At 73.7% G+C, this 19,209-nt stretch carries 16 protein-coding genes; 11 read left to right on the top strand and 5 right to left on the bottom strand.

Translation table 11 applies throughout. The features are described 5' to 3' along the window. Positions 1–65 precede the first annotated feature (65 nt). From ABZ810_RS17435 to ABZ810_RS17420, 4 genes are all read left to right on the top strand, one after another. Positions 66–1,400 carry a citrate/2-methylcitrate synthase gene (locus tag ABZ810_RS17435; RefSeq protein ID WP_358403987.1) on the top strand — a complete coding sequence of 445 codons (1,335 nt, stop codon included), beginning with the start codon at positions 66–68 and terminating at the stop codon, positions 1,398–1,400. Positions 1,401–1,448: 48 nt separating this feature from the next. Further along, positions 1,449–1,811 carry a hypothetical protein gene (locus tag ABZ810_RS17430; protein WP_358403985.1) on the top strand — a complete coding sequence of 121 codons (363 nt, stop codon included), beginning with the start codon at positions 1,449–1,451 and terminating at the stop codon, positions 1,809–1,811. Between the two features lie 64 nt (positions 1,812–1,875). Then, the gene (locus tag ABZ810_RS17425) at positions 1,876–2,217 is read left to right on the top strand and encodes a DUF3817 domain-containing protein (protein ID WP_358403984.1); all 342 of its coding nucleotides are present in this window, start codon (positions 1,876–1,878) and stop codon (positions 2,215–2,217) included. A 63-nt stretch (positions 2,218–2,280) separates the two neighbouring features. Continuing rightward, positions 2,281–3,207, top strand: a complete 927-nt coding sequence (locus tag ABZ810_RS17420) for a helix-turn-helix domain-containing GNAT family N-acetyltransferase (protein WP_358403982.1) — start codon at positions 2,281–2,283, stop codon at positions 3,205–3,207. Positions 3,208–3,333: 126 nt separating this feature from the next. On the opposite strand, the gene ABZ810_RS17415 is transcribed toward ABZ810_RS17420, so the two are convergent. From ABZ810_RS17415 to ABZ810_RS17405, 3 genes are all read right to left on the bottom strand, one after another. Further along, positions 3,334–3,843 (bottom strand): hypothetical protein, encoded by a 510-nt coding sequence (locus tag ABZ810_RS17415; protein WP_358403981.1) that lies wholly within the window; start codon positions 3,841–3,843, stop codon positions 3,334–3,336. Between the two features lie 660 nt (positions 3,844–4,503). Continuing rightward, entirely contained in the window at positions 4,504–5,232 is a 729-nt protein-coding gene (locus ABZ810_RS17410; protein WP_358403980.1) for a hypothetical protein, read from the bottom strand. 201 nt (positions 5,233–5,433) lie between these two features. Further along, positions 5,434–5,928, bottom strand: coding sequence for a hemerythrin domain-containing protein (locus tag ABZ810_RS17405; RefSeq protein ID WP_358403978.1), 495 nt, complete (start codon positions 5,926–5,928; stop codon positions 5,434–5,436). A gap of 198 nt (positions 5,929–6,126) precedes the next feature. Between ABZ810_RS17405 and lon the strand changes: the two genes are divergently transcribed. After that, positions 6,127–8,532, top strand: coding sequence for an endopeptidase La (gene lon, locus ABZ810_RS17400; protein WP_358403977.1), 2,406 nt, complete (start codon positions 6,127–6,129; stop codon positions 8,530–8,532). Between the two features lie 461 nt (positions 8,533–8,993). Beyond that, a complete protein-coding gene (locus ABZ810_RS17395) occupies positions 8,994–11,915 on the top strand; it encodes a BTAD domain-containing putative transcriptional regulator (protein WP_358403976.1) in 2,922 nt (973 codons plus the stop codon). A gap of 57 nt (positions 11,916–11,972) precedes the next feature. Here the strand turns inward: ABZ810_RS17395 and ABZ810_RS17390 are convergent, their stop codons facing one another. Beyond that, positions 11,973–12,461, bottom strand: coding sequence for a nitroreductase family deazaflavin-dependent oxidoreductase (locus ABZ810_RS17390; RefSeq protein WP_358403974.1), 489 nt, complete (start codon positions 12,459–12,461; stop codon positions 11,973–11,975). Beyond that, positions 12,462–13,490, bottom strand: a complete 1,029-nt coding sequence (locus ABZ810_RS17385) for an NAD-dependent epimerase/dehydratase family protein (RefSeq protein ID WP_358403973.1) — start codon at positions 13,488–13,490, stop codon at positions 12,462–12,464. Between the two features lie 169 nt (positions 13,491–13,659). Here ABZ810_RS17385 and ABZ810_RS17380 point away from each other — a divergent pair, with 169 nt between their 5' ends. The 5 genes from ABZ810_RS17380 to iolD are packed head-to-tail and all read left to right on the top strand — an operon-like array spanning position 13,660 to position 19,190. Continuing rightward, entirely contained in the window at positions 13,660–14,667 is a 1,008-nt protein-coding gene (locus tag ABZ810_RS17380; RefSeq protein ID WP_358403971.1) for a Gfo/Idh/MocA family oxidoreductase, read from the top strand. After that, entirely contained in the window at positions 14,664–15,521 is an 858-nt protein-coding gene (locus tag ABZ810_RS17375) for a TIM barrel protein (protein WP_358403969.1), read from the top strand. The genes ABZ810_RS17380 and ABZ810_RS17375 overlap by 4 nt, the downstream gene beginning before the upstream one ends. Beyond that, complete coding sequence (iolC, locus tag ABZ810_RS17370; protein ID WP_358403968.1) at positions 15,521–16,462, top strand: 5-dehydro-2-deoxygluconokinase; 942 nt, start codon at positions 15,521–15,523, stop codon at positions 16,460–16,462. The genes ABZ810_RS17375 and iolC overlap by 1 nt, the downstream gene beginning before the upstream one ends. Then, on the top strand, positions 16,459–17,304 hold the full coding sequence (gene iolB / locus ABZ810_RS17365; RefSeq protein ID WP_358403967.1) for a 5-deoxy-glucuronate isomerase: 846 nt from the start codon (positions 16,459–16,461) through the stop codon (positions 17,302–17,304). Before iolC ends, iolB begins: the two co-directional genes overlap by 4 nt. Next, positions 17,301–19,190, top strand: a complete 1,890-nt coding sequence (iolD, locus tag ABZ810_RS17360) for a 3D-(3,5/4)-trihydroxycyclohexane-1,2-dione acylhydrolase (decyclizing) (RefSeq protein WP_358403966.1) — start codon at positions 17,301–17,303, stop codon at positions 19,188–19,190. Before iolB ends, iolD begins: the two co-directional genes overlap by 4 nt. The last annotated feature ends 19 nt before the right edge of the window (positions 19,191–19,209 follow it).

Raw genomic sequence — 19,209 nt, 5'->3', positions numbered from 1 at the left:
CATCCATATGTATCAATATTGATCAAAATCAATGTCGCTCGCTTCGGTGGAGGGAGAACCGGCCGGTGGGGGAGTGGATCGACGCCGCGACCGCGGCGGAGCGGCTCGGTGTGAAGCCCGCCACGCTGTACGCGTACGTGAGCAGGGGCGTGCTGCGGCGCCGCCGCGACGAGGACGGCCGCCGCAGCCTCTTCGCCGCCGCCGAGATCGAGGAGCTGGCCCGCCGCGGCCGTCCGCGCCGCCCGCCGAGCCCGACCGAGCTGGCGATCGAGTCCGCGCTGACCACGCTCGGGCCGGATCGCCACTACTACCGGGGCCTGGACGCCACCGAGCTGGCCGCCGACCACTCCTACGAGCAGATCGCCGAGTTCCTGTGGACGGGTGAGCCGCTGGACGCCCCGGACGCCGGCACACCGGGCGCCGCTGCGACGGACGGTGACGCGACGGACGGCGGCGCGCCGGACGGTGACGCGACGGACGGTGACGCGACGGACGGTGACGCGACGGACGGTGACGCGACGGACGGTGGCGGGTGGCGCGCGCCGGACGACGGATTGGCGGCGGCGGTCGCCGCCCAGGCGGGGCTGCCCGGCGACGTGCTGCCCCTCGACCGGCTCCAGCTCATCACGATGGCGCTGGCGGCCACCGACCCGCTGCGGTTCCAGCTCGACCGGGACGGGGTGATCGCGACCGCGCGGGCGCTCATCGCCGGGATGGTCGACGCCCTGCCCGCGGCGGGCGCGCCGGCCGGCGGCTCGGTCGCGGGACGGCTCTGGGGACGGCTCGCCGCCCGCCCGCCCGCACCCGGGATGACGCGGGCGCTGGAGGCCGCCCTGGTGCTCCTGGCCGACCACGAGCTGGCCGCCTCCACGCTCGCCGCGCGCGTCGCCGCCTCCGTGCGGGCCGACCCGTACGCCGTCGCCGGCGTCGGGCTCGGCACGGTCGGCGGGCCGCTGCACGGCGGTGCCTCGTTCGGCGCCGAACGGCTCTTCGCTGAGATCGGCGAGCCCGGACGGGCCGCGCGGGTGATCGCCGAGCGGCTGCGGGACGGGCAGCGCGTGCCGGGGTTCGGCCATTCGGTCTACAAGTCGGGGGACCGGCGGTTCGCCGTGCTGTCCGGCCTGGTCGAGTCGGTGGCGCCGGACCATCCGGCGGTCGCGGTCGCGGCGGCCGTCCGGGCGGAGGCGGCGCGGCGGCGCCTTCCCGAGCCGAACGTCGACTTCGCGCTGGCGACGCTGACCGCGGTGGCGGGGATGCCCCCCGGATCGGGCGAGGCGATCTTCGCCGTGGCGCGCACCGCGGGCTGGCTCGCGCACGCCCTGGAGGAGTACGAGCGCGCGACCCCGCTGCGTCCCCGGGCGGTCTACACCGGCCCGCCGCCACGGGGACGAACACGCTAGCCCGGGGTTGGGCACGGGCGCGGCGGGGGCCGGGGTAGTCTCGTTGACGTGCGAAGGTTCTTCACCCCCGGCTGGCTTGGGCTGCATGCGCTGGCGATCGTGTTGTGCGCCTCGTTCCTCGGCTTCGGGTGGTGGCAGTACGACCGGGCCCAGGCGGGCAACGACCGGAGCTGGGCCTACACGTTCGAGTGGCCGATCTTCGCCATCTTCGTGATCGTGATGTGGGTCAAGATGATCCGCGACGAGCTGAGCGGCGACGAGAGCCGCGCGGCGCCCAAGGTGATCGAGGAGCCGGCGGAGGCCGAGGTCAAGCGTGAGATCATCCGGCAGCAGGAGGAAGAGGACCCCCGGCTCGCGGCCTACAACCGCTACCTGGCGCGCCTCAACTCCGAGAGCCATCGGCGCGACTGACCCGCGTCCGGGCCCGGCCCGGGACGTCCCACCTCCCCGCGTTCCCCTGAGAAAGGTGTGATCTGTGGAAGCGGCCATCAACCGGTATCGCGTTCTGGCGATCATCGTCGGCGTGATGCTGATCCTGGTGTGCTTCGTGGGCTTCCCGCTCCGCGTCTTCGCCGACAACGGGACGCCGTCGGCGTTCATCTCGCCGACCCACGGCATCCTCTACATCGTCTACCTGGCCTTCGCCTACGACCTGTGGCGCAAGACGGCCTGGCCGCTGAAGCAGATGGTGATCATGGTCTCCGCGGGCCTGGTCCCGTTCCTCGCCTTCTTCGTCGAGAAGAAGATCGTGCGCGAGGCGCGCGAGGTGGCCGCGGCCCAGGCAGCGCAGGCCGCGGAGGCTCCCGCCCAGGCCTGAGGTGGCGCGGGCCGGTGCCGACCGCGTAATGTTTGACTGAGTCAAACGTTGCGGAGGTGAGTCGTGGCCGTCATCCCCGACGAGGTCGCCACGGTCCGGTCGTTCAACCGTTTCTACACCGGCGTGATCGGTGTGCTGGGCGAGGGCCTGCTCAAGACGCCGTACTCCCTCACCGAGGCGAGGGTGATCTTCGAGCTGGCCCAGCGCGAGACGACCGAGGTCCTGGCCCTGCGCCGGGCGCTCGACCTGGACGCCGGATACCTCAGCCGCATGCTCGCCCGCTTCGAGAGCGACGGCGTCGTGGCGCGGGAACGGTCGGCGGGCGACGCGCGCCGCCAGGTCGTCCGGCTCACGCCGCACGGCCGCGAGGTCTTCGCGATGCTGGACGAACGGTCCGTCGGTGAGATCCAGGCCATGCTCGAACGCCTCCCCGACGGCGACCGCCGCCGCCTGGTCGGCGCGATGAAGACCATCCACGGCGTGCTGCGGGACGAGGGCGCGCCGGAGCCCGCGTTCACCCTGCGCCCGCTGCGGCCCGGCGACCTCGGCTGGGTGGTGCAGCGGAACGGCGCGCTCTACGCCGAGGAGGTCGGCTGGGACCGCACCTACGAGGCGCTGGTCGCCGGGATCGTCTCGGGCTACGGCGAGGGCCACGACCCGGCGCGCGAGAACGCGTGGATCGCCGAGATGGACGGCGAGCCGGTCGGCAGCGTCTTCTGCATGGCCAAGGACGCGACGGTCGCCCAGCTGCGCCTGCTCATCGTCGAGCCGGCCACCCGCGGCCTCGGCGTCGGCGCCGCCCTCGTCGGGGAGTGCGTGCGGTTCGCCGAGCGGGCCGGCTACGCGGAGATCATGCTCTGGACCACGGCGCTCCAGACGTCGGCGCACCGCCTCTACCTCGCGGCCGGCTTCGAGCTCGAGACGGAGGAGGAGCCGGTCGAGCGCTTCGGCGACGTCATCCACGGCCAGTACTGGCGCCGGAAGTTCTGAGGCGCCGCGGCCCGTGGAGGCCGATGCCTCCACGGGCCGGGCGTCGCAGCGGTGCGAATGTCGTGCTGTGCGGGCGGGCCGGGACGGGGTCGGGTCAAATCCGGTCCGCCCGTACGTTCCGTTCCGTCAGGCCTGCCGGTCACCTCCCTCCCGGAACGAGGTGGCCGCGCGCGTCGGCACGATGGCCCACGGCGGCCGGATCCGCGCGGTGCGCGGGAGGCGGATGGCCGGGCCGGCGGCATTGCTCGAAGATGCCGCCGGCCCGGCGGTGAAGGACGCCGGTGCCGCGGGGGCGTAGGGCACCGGAGCCCGGTGGTCGAGGGCGGGCCGTGCGGCGGACTCCGCCGCACGGGCCGTGCGGCCTGCCGCCACTCCGCGCACGCGTGGCGGCAGGCCGGTCGGCTCCGCGCCGGTCACCGCGAACGGTGGCGGACGGAGCGCGAGGGCCGGTCCCGGACGGCCGAGGACCCGAGGTGTGTCGCCGGGCGTCGCCGTCACCCCGTGCGCCGGTTCGCGAAGGGGGTCGCGATGGGGGTGGCGCATCGTGGGGCGGGGCGAGCCGGGAACGTCCTCGGCCGTCCGGACCAGGCCTGGGGGAGAGCCGTCGGAGAGTGTCACGCGCCGTGTGCGTCGCATCTGACCCTCCTTCGACTCGATGTAGTGCTGGGGCCCTGCCTTTTTACGGGCCGGGGAGATTGTCCTTTACTCTGTGTCACGATCTCATTGCGGTAAGTACCCCAGCGTCATGGGGTCGTAAACCCAGGTCAACAAAGACTTGGTCGGCTTGTGACCGGGTGGTCGGAGGGTGAACGCCGGGGGAGTGGCTCAGTCGAGCCGACGCAGTGTGAGCGCGCTCGCGCAGAGCAGAAGGCCCCGCGTGGTCTGCGGATCGACTCCGAGGAGTGACGACGTCCGCGCCAGCCGGACGCGGGGGAGAGATGGGCGTGGCGGCCGCACCCGGGGAGCCGGAAGGGTGAGGGGCACCGGCCGTTCGAGCTGTTCCACGCCAAGGGCGAGACCGACGACCGCACGGCGCCCCGATCTTCGGCGCGGAGCGGATCCACCAGGCGCTCACCGAGGCCGCCGGATGGCTGGAGAGCGTCGTCGAGCAGACCCTCGCCCTGCTGCCGAGCTGGCGCCGCCGTGGCGGAGCTCGCGGGCGGCGCGGCCCGGCTGGCCGACGCCGCCCGCCGCGCCGCCGACGGGGGCGACCTGCTGCTGGCCGCCCCCTAGCGGAGATGGTCACCGGGGTCTACACCTGGGCGGCGAACGAGTCGCGCCGCGAGGCGGGTGCGGCTACTTCCGCGGCGTCACCACAGGAGAGTTGAACGGGAACACCAGCAGGGGTCCCGTCACCACCACGCGGTCGGTGCCGGGGCCCCAGTTGTAGTCGGCGGTCTGGTGGCAGGTGCCGCGGTCCTCGATCCAGTACTTGGCGTTCGCCCCGCCCGGCCCCGACCGGAAGTGGCCGAACAGCGAGATCCGGTCACGGATCCTGCCCTTGGCGTCGACGACGAACCCGTGGATCGGCGCGGTCGAGCGGAAGCCGCCGCCGGGCGTCCACGTCTCGTACGCCAGGTCGGAGATCAGCACGCGCAGCGTCTCGCCCGCGGCGTCGGTCACGGTCGCGTCGAACTCGCCGAGGAACGGCGTGACGAGCCCGGGGAAGCCGGTGTGGAACTGCTCGGGATAGGGCGCCGGCCGGCGTTCGCGCGACGAGAAGCGGAAGGTGCGCTTGAACGCGCCGCCCGTCACCGTGTAGGTGCCGTTGTCGCACACGAACGGGCGCAGCGTGCGCCCGGCCAGGTCGAGCGTCGACCGGGTGACCGGCTCCCCGGTGCTCGGGTCGCCGAACTCCTCGTCCACGACCTGGGTGACGATCCCGTGCCGGGTCAGCTTCAGGGTGAACCCGGGCCCGGCCGCCTTGATCCGGCCCTTGCTCTCCTTGACCCGGATGTCGTCGTCGACCCCGGCCCGCGCACCGGGCGCGACGGCGAGCGAGGCGGCCAGCGCCAGCCCGGTCATCGCGGCGATTCGAATCCCAGCTCTCACGAAACCCTCCAGAACCGTGCGCCTTTGTACGGAGGTTTCATGATCACTCAAAACGCCCGGAGCGCCCAGTGTCCGGCCGTCATCGGCCAGTTCGTGCGCGGCGGCGGGGCGAAAACGCTTGAGCCTGACGGAGCTCTCGCAGCGCCGCCGTCTCGCCCTCGCGCCCCCTCGGCTTCAACGGATCACGAGCCTCACCGGAGCCGGGGCCGCCTTCAGGACCTTCGCCCGCATCTCGTCCGACGCGCCCTCCAGCACCCACGCGAAGTACGACCGGATGCCCCTGACCCCCAGCCTGCGCCGGAACTCCCGGTCCAGGACCCGCCACTCGTCCTCGTCCACCTGGGGCAGCACGTCGGTCTCCTCGTGCCGCAGATGGGCGCCGAGCACGTCCCGGAGCGTCGCCACCTCGTCCCGCCGGCCGCCGTCCACCGCCCGCAGCAGCGGGTCGATCGTGGAATGTTCGGCCTCCATCGCGTCGACCAGCCCGGGATCGACCCCGCGCTTCCGCAGCCGCGGCCAGAGGACGGCGTCCTCCGCCCGGTGGTGGGTGGACAGCTGTGCCCGGAACGAGGCCCACCGCTCCGGGTCGAAACGTTCGCTCAGCAACCGCAGGTCCCGCCGGAACGCGTCGTGCGCGGCGAGCATCATGACCAGGTCCTTTTCCGCCATGATCGCCACCGTACGCGCCCCGGACCCCGGCGGAATCAGTCATCCCAGAAGAAATCAGGGGCCTCCGCCCCGCGTTGGAGATCACGACGGGCGGGATGGTCCGGGTGATCGCTGAGAGCGAACGTTGCTGAGGAAACAAAACCGGGCTCCGTTTTCTTGAGTGAGAGTGACTCAACCTTCTAGAACCTGGAGCTGAGCATGAGCGAGACCCTGACGTTGCCGGTGCTGCCCCTGGACGACGGGGTCGTTCTGCCCGGCATGGTCGTGCCGCTCGACCTTTCCGAGAACGGGGAGGTCCGGTCGGCGATCGAGGCGGCCCGGGCGGTGGCGCAGGCCAAGGGGCCGGGGATCCGGTCGGCCGCCAAGCCGCGGGTGCTCCTGGTGCCCCGCGTGAACGGGCAGTACGCCGCCGTCGGGACGCTGGGCGTCATCGAGCAGGAGGGCCGGCTGCCCGGCGGGGAGCCGGGCGCCGTCCTGCGCGGCGTCTCCCGCGTGCGGATCGGGACCGGGACCACGGGGCCGGGCGCGGCGTTGTGGGTCGAGGGCACCGCGATCGACGTGCCGGTTGTGACCGGCGGGCGCGTCGAGGAGCTGGCCAAGGAGTACAAGGGCCTGGTCAGCGTGATCCTGCAGAAGCGGGGCGCGTGGCAGGTCGTGGACGTGGTCCAGCAGATCGACGACCCCTCGGCGCTGGCCGACAACGCCGGCTACGCGCCGTACCTGACGAACGAGCAGAAGGTCGAGGTGCTGGAGACCCCCGACGTGATCGAGCGCCTGGAGCTCGTGATCGGGTGGGCCAGGGATCACCTCGCCGAGCTGGACGTCCAGGAGACGATCCGCAAGGACGTCCAGGAGGGCATGGAGAAGACCCAGCGCGAGTTCCTCCTGCGGCAGCAGCTCGAGGCCGTCCGCAAGGAGCTGGCCGAGCTCAACGGCGACCCCGCCGACGAGGAGGACGACTACCGCGACCGGATCGAGGCCGCGGCCCTTCCGGAGAAGGTGCGGGAGGCCGCGCTCAAGGAGGTCGACAAGCTCGAGCGCTCCAGCGAGGCGTCGCCCGAGGGCGGCTGGATCCGGACGTGGCTCGACACGGTGCTCGACATCCCGTGGAACGAGCGCACCGAGGACTCCTACGACATCGCCGGCGCCCGCGAGATCCTGGACGCCGACCACGCCGGGCTCGATGACGTCAAGGAGCGCATCATCGAGTACCTGGCCGTGCGCAAGCGCCGCAGCGAGCGCGGGCTGGGCGTCGTCGGCGGCCGGCGTTCCGGCGCCGTGCTGGCGCTGGCCGGTCCTCCCGGAGTCGGCAAGACCTCGCTCGGCGAGTCCGTCGCGCGGGCCATGGGCCGGACGTTCGTCCGGGTCGCCCTGGGCGGGGTCCGGGACGAGGCCGAGATCCGCGGCCACCGGCGCACGTACGTGGGGGCCCTGCCGGGCCGCATCGTGCGCGCCATCCGCGAGGCTGGCTCGATGAACCCCGTCGTCCTGCTGGACGAGGTCGACAAGGTCGGCGCCGACTACCGCGGCGACCCGACGGCGGCGCTGCTGGAGGTCCTGGACCCCGAGCAGAACCACACCTTCCGCGACCACTACCTGGAGGTCGAGCTCGACCTGAGCGACGTGCTCTTCCTGGCGACGGCGAACGTGGTCGAGGCGATCCCCGGCCCGCTCCTGGACCGGATGGAGCTCGTCCAGCTGGACGGCTACACCGAGGACGAGAAGGTCACCATCGCCCGCGACCACCTGCTGCCGCGGCAGCTGGAGAAGGCCGGGCTGGAGAAGGACGAGGTGGACTTCGAGGACGGGGCGCTGCGCCTGCTGGCCGGCGAGTACACCCGGGAGGCGGGCGTGCGCTCGCTGGACCGGTCGATCGCCCGGGTGCTGCGCAAGGTCGCGGCGAACGTGGCGCTGGGCAAGGCCGAGCTGCCGACGGCGGTCGGCGCGGAGAACCTGAAGGACTACCTGGGCCGGCCGAGGTTCACGCCGGAGGTCGAGCTCAGCAGGTCCGAGCGGCGGACCGGCGTGCCGGGCGTCGCGACCGGGCTCGCGGTGACCGGCGCGGGCGGTGACGTGCTCTACATCGAGGCGTCGCTGGCCGACAAGGAGACCGGCGACACCGGGGTCACGCTCACCGGGCAGCTCGGCGACGTGATGAAGGAGTCGGCCCGGATCGCGCTCAGCTACCTGCGCTCGCGGGGCGCCGAGCTGGAGCTCCCGGTCGGCGACCTGAAGGACCGCGGCGTGCACGTCCACGTCCCGGCGGGCGCGATCCCCAAGGACGGGCCGAGCGCGGGCATCACGATGACCACGGCGCTGGCGTCGCTCCTGTCGGGGCGGCCGGTGCGGTCGGACGTGGCGATGACCGGTGAGGTCTCGCTGACCGGGCGGGTCCTGCCGATCGGCGGCCTGAAGCAGAAGCTGCTGGCCGCCTCCCGGCTCGGGATCACGACGGCGATCGTGCCCAAGCGGAACGAGCCGGACCTGGAGGAGGTGCCCGCGGAGGTGCTGGAGAACATGACGGTCTTCGCCGTCAGCGACGTCCGCGAGGTGCTGGACCTGGCGCTGGAGCCGGCCACCACCGACACCCCCGTGACGGTCTGACCGGACCGGCGCGAGCCGGCCGGACGGCACGGGAAACCGTCCCTGTACCGGGCCCCACCTGGGACTCGGTACAGGGACGTTCGTGTCTCTTAGCGGATTGTTAGCGCGCTGGGAGATGCTCGACGAGCACGGGTAAGACGGGGCGTCTTCGCGGGGGCGGGGCCTGCGCGGGTGTTTTCGCCACCCGGGACGCGGAGGCGTCCCGTCGGACCTGTGCGGAGGAGGACGTGCGGCGCAGGGTACGGGAGGACCTGCGGCGCGCCGGGTCGCCCGGGGTGGAACGACGACCGCTGTTCCCAGCCACCCCGGGCGCCTCGTATCGGGAGCCCGGGACGAGATTCCGTAGCGAGAGGAGCGCGAAAGGCACAGCCAAGACGTGATAACTCCGGCATATGGAGTGGGTAGTCGCTAGTGTGGGCGCCTCCCCGCCTCCTTTTCGTGTGCCGTGAGGTTGGACGTCGATGTCGGGTCCGCTGTACTTCCGGGTCCTCGGTCCAGTGGTCGCCGAGCGGAACGGTGAGCCGCTGGACGTGGGCGGCCCGCAGCCGCGCACCGTGCTGGGCCTGCTCCTGCTGGAGGCGGGCCGGGTGGTGCCGGTCGACCGGCTGGTCGAGGCGCTCTGGGAGTCCGAGCCGCCGAACTCGTGGCGCGTCCAGTTGCAGGGCATGGTGTCCCGGCTCCGCCGGACGCTCGGCACGGGCGGCGAGCGTACGTCCTCGCCCATCGACACCGTCCCGCCCGGTTACCGGCTGAGCGTGTCGGACGGCCAGCTGGACCTGATGGACTTCCGCCGCGAGGTCGACGCCGCCCGGCGGCACGTCGCCCGCGGCGAGCCCGCGCCGGCCGCGGACCTCCTGCACGCGGCGCTGGACAGGTGGCGCGGCCAGGTGTGCGCCGACATCCCGTCCCGGTACGTGCGGCAGTTCGCCGCCGACCTGGAGGACCTGCGGCTCGCGGCGATCGAGGACCGCATCGACGCCGACATCTCCCTCGGCCGCCACGACGGGCTGGCCGGCGAGCTCCAGGCGCTGGTCCGCGAACATCCGCTCCGCGAACGTTTCGGCGGCCAGCTGATGAGCGTGCTGTCGCGCGCGGGCCGTCCGGCCGACGCGCTCGGGGTGTTCCGGGACGTGCGCGAGCGCCTGGTCGCCGATCTGGGGATCGAGCCGTCGACGCGGCTCCAGCAGCTGCACCGGGCGATCCTCACCGGCGTGCACGGCGCCGAGGACGCCGAGGCGGCGCGCGGCCTGCCGTACGTCGTCCCGCGGCAGCTGCCCGCCGACGTCACCGACCACGTGGGGCGCGAGGACGTCCTCGCGGAGTTGTCGGCGGTGCTCGCGGCGGCGCCGCGGGCCGCGCCGCCGCGCATCGCGATCACCGGCCCGGGCGGGATCGGCAAGACCGCGCTGGCGCTGCGCCTGGCGCACCTGCAGCGCGCCGCCTACCCCGACGGGCAGCTGTACGCGCGGATCGGCCGGACCGAGGCGGCGCACGTGCTGGCGATGTTCCTGCACGCGCTGGGGGTGCCGCCCGCCGGTGTGCCGCAGGCGCTGGACGAGCGCAGCTCGTTGCTGCGCGAGCTGCTGGCGACCCGCCGCGTGCTGCTCGTTCTGGACGACGTGCAGGACGAGGGGCGGCTGCGCCCGCTGCTGCCCGCCGAGCCGCGCTGCGCGGTGGTGGTCACCAGCCGCCGGCGGCTGTCGGGCGACGGGACCTTGCGCGTGGTGGCGCTGGACGCGCTGCCCGACGACGAGGGCCTGCGGCTGTTCGGGGCCATCGCGGGCCCGGCGCGGGCCGCCGCGGAGCCGCGGGCGGCGGCCGAGATCATCCGGCTGTGCGGCGGGATGCCGCTGGCCATCCGGATCGCGGCGGGGCGCCTGCGCAGCCGTCCCGACTGGACGGTCGGCGACATGGCCCGGCGGCTGGCCTCGCGACGCGACCGCCTCGACTGGTTAAAGCAGGGGGACGTGAGCGTCCGGACGACGTTCGAGGACTCCTACGAGGTCCTCGACCCCGACCACCGGCGGCTCTTCCGGCATCTCGGGCTGCTGGAGACGCCGGAGTTCCCGGCGTGGCTGCCGGGCGCGCTCCTGGACGACCCCGACGCCGCCGAGCGGCTCCTGGACGACCTGGTCGACGTCCACCTGGTGGAGCCGGCGGGCCGCGGCGTGACCGGGCCGCGCTACCGGCTGCACGACCTGATCCACCTGATGGCGGCCGAGCTGGCGGATCCGGCCGGGCGCGCGGCGGCGCTGAGCCGGGTCCTGCACGGCTGGCGTGACCTGGCGGACACGGCGGACGCCGAGCTCCCGCACTGGTACGGCCTCGATCCCGCTCCCGAACCCGCCTGGCGGGCCCCGGCGCACCTGCGCGACGCCGTGTGCGCGGCGCCGCTCGCCTGGTTCGACGAGGAACGGGTGCTGCTGTCGGCGCAGGTGTCGCTGGCCGAGGCCGAGCCGGCGCTGGGCGTGGCGTGGCCGCTGGCGCAGAACCTCACCACCTGCTTCGACCTGCGCGGCCGGTACGAGGAGTGGGGTGCGGTCCTGCACTCCGGGCTGCGCGCCGCCGAACGCGCCGGGGACGACCGCGGCGTGGCGTGCATGCTCGGCCTCCTGGTCGACTGCGAGACGAGCAGGTTCGAGTTCGGCGTCGGCCTCCAGTACGCCGAACGGACGATGAACGCCTACCAGGCGCTGCCGCCGGGCCCCGCCCCGCCGCCGCCCGAGCCGCACGCCGAAACGGGCGACCCGCAGTGGCGCGCGCTCGCCGCCGCCCGTGCGGCGGGCGACCCGGTCGGCGTCGCCCGCTACGCGTTCACGCTGTGCCTGCGCCGCAGGGACCGCGGCGAACGCGGCGGCTATCTGGCGTTGCTGGAGGAGGCCGCCACGGCGTTCCGGGCGTGCGAGGCGCCGATCTCGGAACTGTGGGCGCTCAAGACCGCCTGGCTGGCGTACCTCAAGCAGGGCCGGATCGACGAGGCCGTCGCCTGCCTCGACCGCGGCCTGGTCATCGTGATCTCCATGGGCGCCGACTTCGAGACCTCGTCGGTGGTCGGCGAGATCGGCGAGCGGATGGTGGCGGCGGGCCGGTTCGACGAGGCGGCGGAGCTGGCGGGCGAGACGCTGCACCGCGCCCGGCGGCACGGCCACCACTGGGACGAGGCGGCGGCGCTGGACGTCCTGGCCGCCCTGGCGTACGCGTCCGGCGACCACCACGCCGCGATCGACGCCTACCTGAAGTCGCTGGCGTTGTGGCGGCGGCTGAAGACGATGGCCCGTGTCACCGACACCATGGCGCGGCTGGCCGCGCTGCTCGACGAGGCCGGGCACGACGCCGCGCACGCCACCCTGGTGAGCAGCCACGGCGGCGGTGCCCCGGCGTGAACGCCGGGCGGCGGTGCCCCGGCGTGAACGCCGGGCGGCGGTGCCCCGGCGTGAACGTCAGGCCTTCGGGGTGAGGCGGAAGATCCGCAGCTGCCGGTCGACCCGTTCGACGTAGCGGTCGTAGACCGGCCAGACCTTCAGCAGGTTCGGCCAGACCTCGGTGCGCTCGGCGTCGTCCAGCAGGTGCGCGCTGACCTCGACCGTGCGGCCGCGGAAGCTGATCGTGGCGTCCGGGTTCTTGATCAGGTTGCCGGTCCAGGCCGGGTGCTTCTCACGGCCGAAGTTGGACCCGACGATCACCCAGGTGCCGCCCGGCTCCGGCATGCACGCCAGCGGCGCCTGCCGCGCCTGCCCGCTCACCGCGCCGGTGGTGGTGAGGACGAGGCTGGGCACCAGCGCCTGGCCGAGCAGGAACCGCCCGCCGCTGACCTTGTGCAGCGCGCGGTCGAGCGGCGGCACGATCTTCGGCCCGACCTTGGCGAACGCCGGGGAGCCGGAGATGCGCTGGAAGAGAGGGCCCAGGGTGCGCTGGATCATGGTGGGCATCTACTGCTCCTTGTCGGGCGCGAGGCGGCCGGCCTTGCGCGGGTCGAGGTGGCCGGCCGCGGCCAGCCAGCGCAACCCGTCCTCGAAAGTGTCCCGGGCCGGCCGCAGCGTGAGGTCGAGGGCGTCGAGGACGGGCGTGTCGTCGGTCGGCACGAGCTTGACCATGAACTCGGCGGCGTCCCGGGTCAGCGGGTAGTCGAACGGCTTGATCTTCCGGGCGAGGTCGAGTGCCGAGGCGAGGCCCAGCATGACCCAGTCCGGCACCGCGATGCGGCGGCACTTCACCCCGGTGAGCTCGTCGCAGAGGTCGGCGACCTGCGGCCAGGTCAGGTAGTGGCCGCCGAGCAGCCACCGGTATCCGCTGTGCCGGCCGGTGACCGTGCGGGCGATGGCCTCGCCGAGGTCGCGGACGTCGATGACCGAGACGCCGCCGTGGGGCATCGGCCAGCCCTTCTCCAGCCCGCCGACCAGGCCCTCCATCAGGGTGTCGAGCACGGGCTGGTCGGGACCGCACACCCCGCCGGGATAGATGATCGTGACGGGCGCGCCGTCGGCCTGGAGCCCGCGGACGTACCGTTCGGCCTCCAGCTTGGACCTGCCGTAGTCGCCGTGCGGCACGGCGAACGGCCCGTCGGCGGTGATGACCGGCTCGGACGGCGGAACGAAGATCCCGATGGTGGAGATGTGCACGACCGGGTCGAGGCCGCGCGCGACCGCGGCGCCGACGACGTTGCGCGTGCCCTGCACGTTCGCGTCGACGACGTCGCCGCCGTGGCCGGTGATGGCGATGGCCGCCGCGGAGTGCACGGCGGCGTCGCAGCCGTCCAGGGCGTCGGCGACGGTGCCGGCGTCGAGCATGTCGCCTGGAAGGAGTTCGACGTTCTCCGCCGCGACGCCGATCGCGTTGAGTACCTTGGCCGCCTTGCCGGGATCGCGCACCAGCGCGCGGGGGCGGTGGCCCGCCGCGAGGAGGGCCGCTGCCGTGTACGACCCGACGAAACCGGAGGCGCCGGTGAGGAAGACCCGCATGCGGTCAAACTAGCGTTTGTTCGGGCGGGGATTCAATCACGGGACGGCACCGGTCGGGCCCCGGTTTCGGTCGTCTCCTTTCGCCCCGGCCGCAGGTCCGGGCCGTTGACGGTGCTGGAACGCTCCATCACACTCGGGGCTCACCCAACCGCCGACCGGGAGGGGACCCATGAGAATCGCACTGGCCGGCGCGGGGCGCATCGGGGCTCGCCATGCCGCCGCGCTGAGTGGAATGCCCGACATCGAGAGCCTGACGGTGGCGGACGCCGATCCGCGCCGCGCCCGTGACCTGGCCGCCCGGGTGTGCGGCGCGCGGGCGGTCGAGTCGGTGGCCGGACTGTTCGAGAGAGGCGCCGACGGTCTGGTGGTGACCGCGGCGACGGACGCGCACGCCGGGCTGGTCCGCCGGAGCGTCGTGGCCGGGATTCCGGTGTTCTGCGAGAAACCGCTGGCATCGGATGTAGATGGAACGTTCCAAACCGTGACCGCCGCGCGCACCGCCGGCGTGCCCGTGCAGGTCGGGTTCCAGCGCCGCTTCGACCTGGGCTATCTCGCCGCGCGGGACGCGGTGGCCTCCGGCCGCCTCGGCTGGCTGCACACCGTGCGCTCGTGCAGCTTCGATCCGGCGCCGCCGCCCGCCGGCTACGTCCCGACCTCGGGCGGGCTGTTCCGCGACTGCGTCATCCACGACCTCGACTCCATCCGCTTCGTCACCGGCCGCGAGGTCGTCCGGGTGATGGCGGTGGGCGCCAACAAGGGCGACGAGATCTTCCGCGAATGCGGCGACGTCGACACCGGCACCGCGCTCGTCACGCTGGACGACGGCACGCTCTGCACGGCGTCGGCCACCCGCTACAACGCCGCCGGATACGACGTCCGGCTGGAGGTCTTCGGCTCCAAGGACAGCCTGGTGGCCGGATTCGACGCCCGCACGCCGCTCGCCGCGGTCCCCGAGCACGGCCCGCACGAGGGGCCGGCGCCGTACTCGGGGTTCCTCGAACGGTTCGCCGCCGCCTACGACGCCGAGCTGCGCGCGTTCGTCGACCTCGTCGCCGGCCGCCGCGCCAACCCCTGCCCGCCCGAGGAGGCGCTGGAGGCCGCCTACCTCGCCGAGGCGTGCGAGCTGTCCCGGAGGGAAGAAGGAAGGGCCGTCGACATCACGGAGGTACGCCGATGAGGATCGCCGCAGCACCGATCTCCTGGGGCGTGTGCGAGGTGCCGGGCTGGGGCCACCAGCTGGCCCCGGAGCGGGTCCTGGCCGAGACGCGCGACCTGGGGATCACCGCGACCGAGCTCGGGCCGGCCGGGTTCCTGCCGGCCGCGCCGGACGAACGGGACGCGCTGCTGGCGTCCCACGGGCTGACACTGGCCGGCGCGTTCGTGCCGGTCGTCCTGCACGACCCCGGCCACGACCCGAGGCCGGAGACCGACCGGGTCCTGGACACGCTCGGCCCGGACGCGACGCTGGTGCTCGCCGCCGCCACCGGCCTGGACGGCTACGACACGCGGCCCGCCCTCGACACCAAGGGCTGGACCACGCTGCTGGCCAACCTCGACGCGGTGTCCGCCCGCGCCGCGGCGCGCGGCCGCCTCGCGGTCCTGCACCCGCACGTCGGCACCATGGTCGAACGGCGCGAGGAGGTCGAGCTGGTCCTCGGCGAGTCGGCGACCGGCCTGTGCCTGGACACCGGGCACCTGCTCGTCGGCGGCACCGACCCGCTCTGGCTGGCCCGCACCGCCGCCCGCCGCATCGCGCACGTCCACCTCAAGGACGTGGACGCCGCGATGGCCGAGCGGGTGCGCGCCGGGCGGCTGGGGTACGCCGAGGCGGTCGCCGCCGGGATGTACCGGCCGCTCGGCCGCGGGGACGTTGACATCTCCGGGATCGTCAGCAGTCTGGAGAGCGCCGGTTACGAAGGCTGGTACGTCATGGAGCAGGACACCGTCCTCACCGCCGAGCCCCCGGACGGGGCCGGACCCCGCGACGACATCCGGGCGAGCCTCGACCACCTCCTGGAAACGGCCGTGTGATGGACGCGTTCGACCTGATCACCATGGGGCGGGTGAGCGTGGACGTCTACCCGCACCAGGTGGGCGTCCCGCTGGAGGACGTGGAGACGTTCGGCAAGTACCTCGGCGGCAGCCCCACCAACGTGGCCGTCGCCGCCGCCCGGCTCGGCCGCCGCGCCGCCGTGGTGACGCGGACCGGCGACGACCCCTTCGGCCGGTTCGTGCACAAGGCGCTGACCGGGTACGGCGTCGACGACCGCTTCGTCAGCGCCGTGCCCGGCCTGCCGACGCCGCTGGCGTTCTGCGAGATCTTCCCGCCGGACGACTTCCCGCTCTACTTCTACCGGTACCCCAAGGCCCCCGACCTGGAGATCCGGGCGGACGAGCTGGACCTCGCCGCGATCCGTTCGGCCCGCGTGATGTGGGGCACGGTCACCGGGCTCTCGCAGGATCCCAGCCGCACCGCCACCCTCACCGCCCTCGCCGCGCACCGCGGCCGCACCGTGCTCGACCTCGACTACCGGCCGATGCTCTGGCCGTCGGCCGCGGACGCCCGCCGCTGGGCGCACGCCGCCCTCGAACACGCCACCATCGCGGTCGGCAACCTGGCGGAGTGCGAGATCGCGGTGGGCGAGCGGGAGCCGCGCGCCGCCGCGCGGGCGCTGCTCGCACGCGGGGTGGATCTGGCCGTGGTCAAGCGCGGGCCCGACGGCGTGCTGGCGGCGACCCCGGACGAGATGGTCGAGGTGCCGCCCGTGCGGGTGAAGGTCGTCAACGGCCTCGGCGCCGGCGACGCCTTCGGCGGCGCCCTCTGCCACGGCCTGCTCGCAGGGTGGGGGCTGAGCCGGGTCATCGCGTTCGCGGGCGCCGCGGGGTCGGTGGTGGCGTCCCGGCTGGCCTGCGCGGACGCGATGCCCACCGAACCCGAGGTCGACGAGCTGCTCTGGGAGAGTGGACGATGAAACATCACCTGCCCGCCGGAACGACCGCCCAGGAGCCCTACAGCCTGGTCGTCACCCCCGAGTCCGCCGGATGGGAGCACGCCGCGCTGCGGGTGCTGGAGCTGCCGGCCGGCGGCGCGCACACGTTCGGCACGGGCGCGTTCGAGATGATCGTGCTGCCGCTGTCGGGGTCCTGCCGGGTGACGTGCGACGGCGAGACGCTGGAGCTGCGCGGCCGCCGCAGCGTGTTCAGCCGGGTCAGCGACTTCGCGTACGTGCCGCGCGACGCGCACGTGACCGTGACCGGGCTCGGGCGGTTCGCGCTCGCGGGCGCGCGCTGCGAGCGGCGGCTCGTCCCGCGCTACGGCCCGGCCGGGAAGGTGCCGGTCGAGCTGCGCGGCGCCGGGCCGGCCAGCCGCCAGGTCAACAACTTCGGGACGCCCGAGGGATTCCCGTTCGCCGAGCGGCTCATCGCGTGCGAGGTGCTGACCCCCGGCGGCTGCTGGTCGTCGTACCCGCCGCACAAGCACGACGAGGAGACGCCGGCCGAGTCGGTGCTGGAGGAGATCTACTACTTCGAGGTCGAGGGGCCGTCCGGGATGGCGTACCAGCGCGTCTACGGCAGCACCGACGTGCTGGAGGAGGTCCGCGGCGGCGACGTCGTGCTGATCCCGCACGGCTGGCACGGCCCGTCGATGGCGGTGCCCGGCCACGACCTCTACTACCTGAACGTGATGGCCGGGCCGGGGGAGGAGCGGGCGTGGCGCATCCGCGACGACCCCGCGCACACCTGGATCAGGGAGACCTGGCCGGGGCAGCAGGTCGATCCGCGCCTCCCGCTGACCTCGGCGGAGGAACGATGACCAGGCTGACGGTCGGGCAGGCCACGGTCCGCTTCCTGGCCAACCAGTGGACGGAACGGGACGGAGTGCGTCACCGTTTGATCTCGGGATGCTTCGGAATCTTCGGACACGGGAATGTGGCGGGGATCGGACAGGCACTCCTCGAAGAAGGCTTCCCGTACCACATGGCCCGCAACGAGCAGGCGATGGTCCACGCGGCCGCCGGCTACGCACGCGCGCACGACCGGCTGCGCGCGTACGCCTGCACGACGTCGGTCGGGCCCGGCGCGACCAACCTGGTCACCGGCGCCGCGCTGGCCACGATCAACCGCCTCCCGGTACTGCTGCTGCCCGGCGACGTCTTCGCCACCCGCACCGCCAACCCGGTGCTCCAGGAGCTGGAGGACCCGCGCTCGTACGACGTGTCGGTCAACGACTGCCTCAAGCCGGTCTCCAAGTACTGGGACCGGATCAACCGGCCCGAGCAGCTGCCGTCCGCGCTGCTCGCCGCGACGCGCGTGCTGACCGACCCGGCCGAGACCGGCGCGGTGACGCTCGCGCTGCCGCAGGACGTGCAGGCCGAGGCCCACGACTGGCCCGAGGAGCTGTTCGCCGAACGTGCCTGGCACGTCCCCCGGCCGGTGCCCGAGGAGGCCGTGCTCGACCGGGCCGCCGACCTGCTGCGCGGCGCCGCGCGCCCGCTGATCGTCGCGGGCGGCGGCGTCATCTACTCGGGCGCGACCGGCGAGCTGCGCACGTTCGCCGAACGCACCGGCGTGCCCGTGACGGAGACGCAGGCGGGCAAGGGCTCGCTGCCGTGGGACCACCCCTGCGCGGCCGGGGCGATCGGCTCCACCGGGTCGCCCGCCGCCAACGCGCTGGCCCGCGACGCCGACGTGGTCCTCGGCGTCGGCACCCGCTACAGCGACTTCACCACCGCCTCCCACAGCCTCTTCGCGCGTCCGGGCGTGCGGTTCGTCAACCTCAACGTCGCGGCCTTCGACGCGGTCAAGCTCGCGGGACTGCCGCTGGTCGCCGACGCCCGCGAGGGCCTCGCCGCGCTCGGCCGCGCGGTCGGCGGCTGGTCGGTGCCCGCCTCCTACCGGGAGGAGACCCGGGTGCTGGCCGCGCGCTGGAACGCGGCCGTCGACCACGCGTTCGGCATCGCCCGAGGGGAGCCGACCCCCCACGCCCCCGGGAGCGGCTCCGCCGCTTCGGAGGTGGAGAACGGCCCGCCGCCCTCGCAGCCGGAGATCCTCGGCGTGGTCAACGAGGTGGCCGGGCCGCGCGACGTCGTCGTGTGCGCCGCCGGGTCGATGCCGGGCGAGCTGCACCGGTTGTGGCGTGCCCGCGACCCCAAGGGCTACCACGTCGAGTACGGCTACTCCTGCATGGGCTACGAGATCGCCGGCGGGCTCGGCGTGAAGATGGCGGCCCCCGACCGTGAGGTGTTCGTGCTGGTCGGCGACGGTTCGTACCTCATGATGGCGCAGGAGCTGGTGACCGCCGTCGCCGAGGGCGTCAAGCTGGTCGTCGTGATCGTCGACAACCGCGGCTACGCCTCGATCGGCGGCCTGTCGGAGTCGGTCGGCGCGCAACGTTTCGGCACCGCCTACCGCGGCCGCGACGGCGGCCCGCTGCCGGTCGACCTGGCCGCCAACGCCGCCAGCCTCGGCGCCGCCGTCGAGCGCGCCGCGACGGCCGGCGAGTTCCGCGCCGCGCTCGTCCGCGCCAGGGAGGCCGATCACACGACCGTGGTGTACGTGGAGACCGACCCGCTCGTGGCCGCCCCCGGCAGCGAGGCCTGGTGGGACGTTCCCGTCGCCGAGGTGTCGGCGCTGGAGACGACCCGCGAGGCACGAGCCCGCTACGACAAGGAAAAGCACGCCCGGCGCTCCCATATGTGATCCACTTTCTTCGCCTCGC

This window comes from Spirillospora sp. NPDC047279 (assembly GCF_040643285.1).
Classification (GTDB): Bacteria; Actinomycetota; Actinomycetes; order Streptosporangiales; family Streptosporangiaceae; genus Spirillospora.
Note: the sequence above shows the minus strand (reverse complement) of the source record. Positions and strands in the feature narration are given on the sequence as shown.

Excerpts from the sequence above, each read along its gene's own strand:
- iolD (WP_358403966.1), top strand. The coding sequence starts at position 17,301 with ATGACCAGGCTGACGGTCGGGCAGGCCACGGTCCGCTTCCTGGCCAAC.
- iolC (WP_358403968.1), top strand. The coding sequence starts at position 15,521 with ATGGACGCGTTCGACCTGATCACCATGGGGCGGGTGAGCGTGGACGTC.
- ABZ810_RS17395 (WP_358403976.1), top strand. The coding sequence starts at position 8,994 with ATGTCGGGTCCGCTGTACTTCCGGGTCCTCGGTCCAGTGGTCGCCGAG.
- ABZ810_RS17385 (WP_358403973.1), bottom strand. The coding sequence starts at position 13,490 with ATGCGGGTCTTCCTCACCGGCGCCTCCGGTTTCGTCGGGTCGTACACG.
- ABZ810_RS17405 (WP_358403978.1), bottom strand. The coding sequence starts at position 5,928 with ATGGCGGAAAAGGACCTGGTCATGATGCTCGCCGCGCACGACGCGTTC.
- ABZ810_RS17380 (WP_358403971.1), top strand. The coding sequence starts at position 13,660 with ATGAGAATCGCACTGGCCGGCGCGGGGCGCATCGGGGCTCGCCATGCC.
- ABZ810_RS17390 (WP_358403974.1), bottom strand. The coding sequence starts at position 12,461 with ATGCCCACCATGATCCAGCGCACCCTGGGCCCTCTCTTCCAGCGCATC.
- iolB (WP_358403967.1), top strand. The coding sequence starts at position 16,459 with ATGAAACATCACCTGCCCGCCGGAACGACCGCCCAGGAGCCCTACAGC.
- ABZ810_RS17415 (WP_358403981.1), bottom strand. The coding sequence starts at position 3,843 with ATGCGACGCACACGGCGCGTGACACTCTCCGACGGCTCTCCCCCAGGC.
- ABZ810_RS17410 (WP_358403980.1), bottom strand. The coding sequence starts at position 5,232 with ATGACCGGGCTGGCGCTGGCCGCCTCGCTCGCCGTCGCGCCCGGTGCG.
- ABZ810_RS17375 (WP_358403969.1), top strand. The coding sequence starts at position 14,664 with ATGAGGATCGCCGCAGCACCGATCTCCTGGGGCGTGTGCGAGGTGCCG.
- lon (WP_358403977.1), top strand. The coding sequence starts at position 6,127 with ATGAGCGAGACCCTGACGTTGCCGGTGCTGCCCCTGGACGACGGGGTC.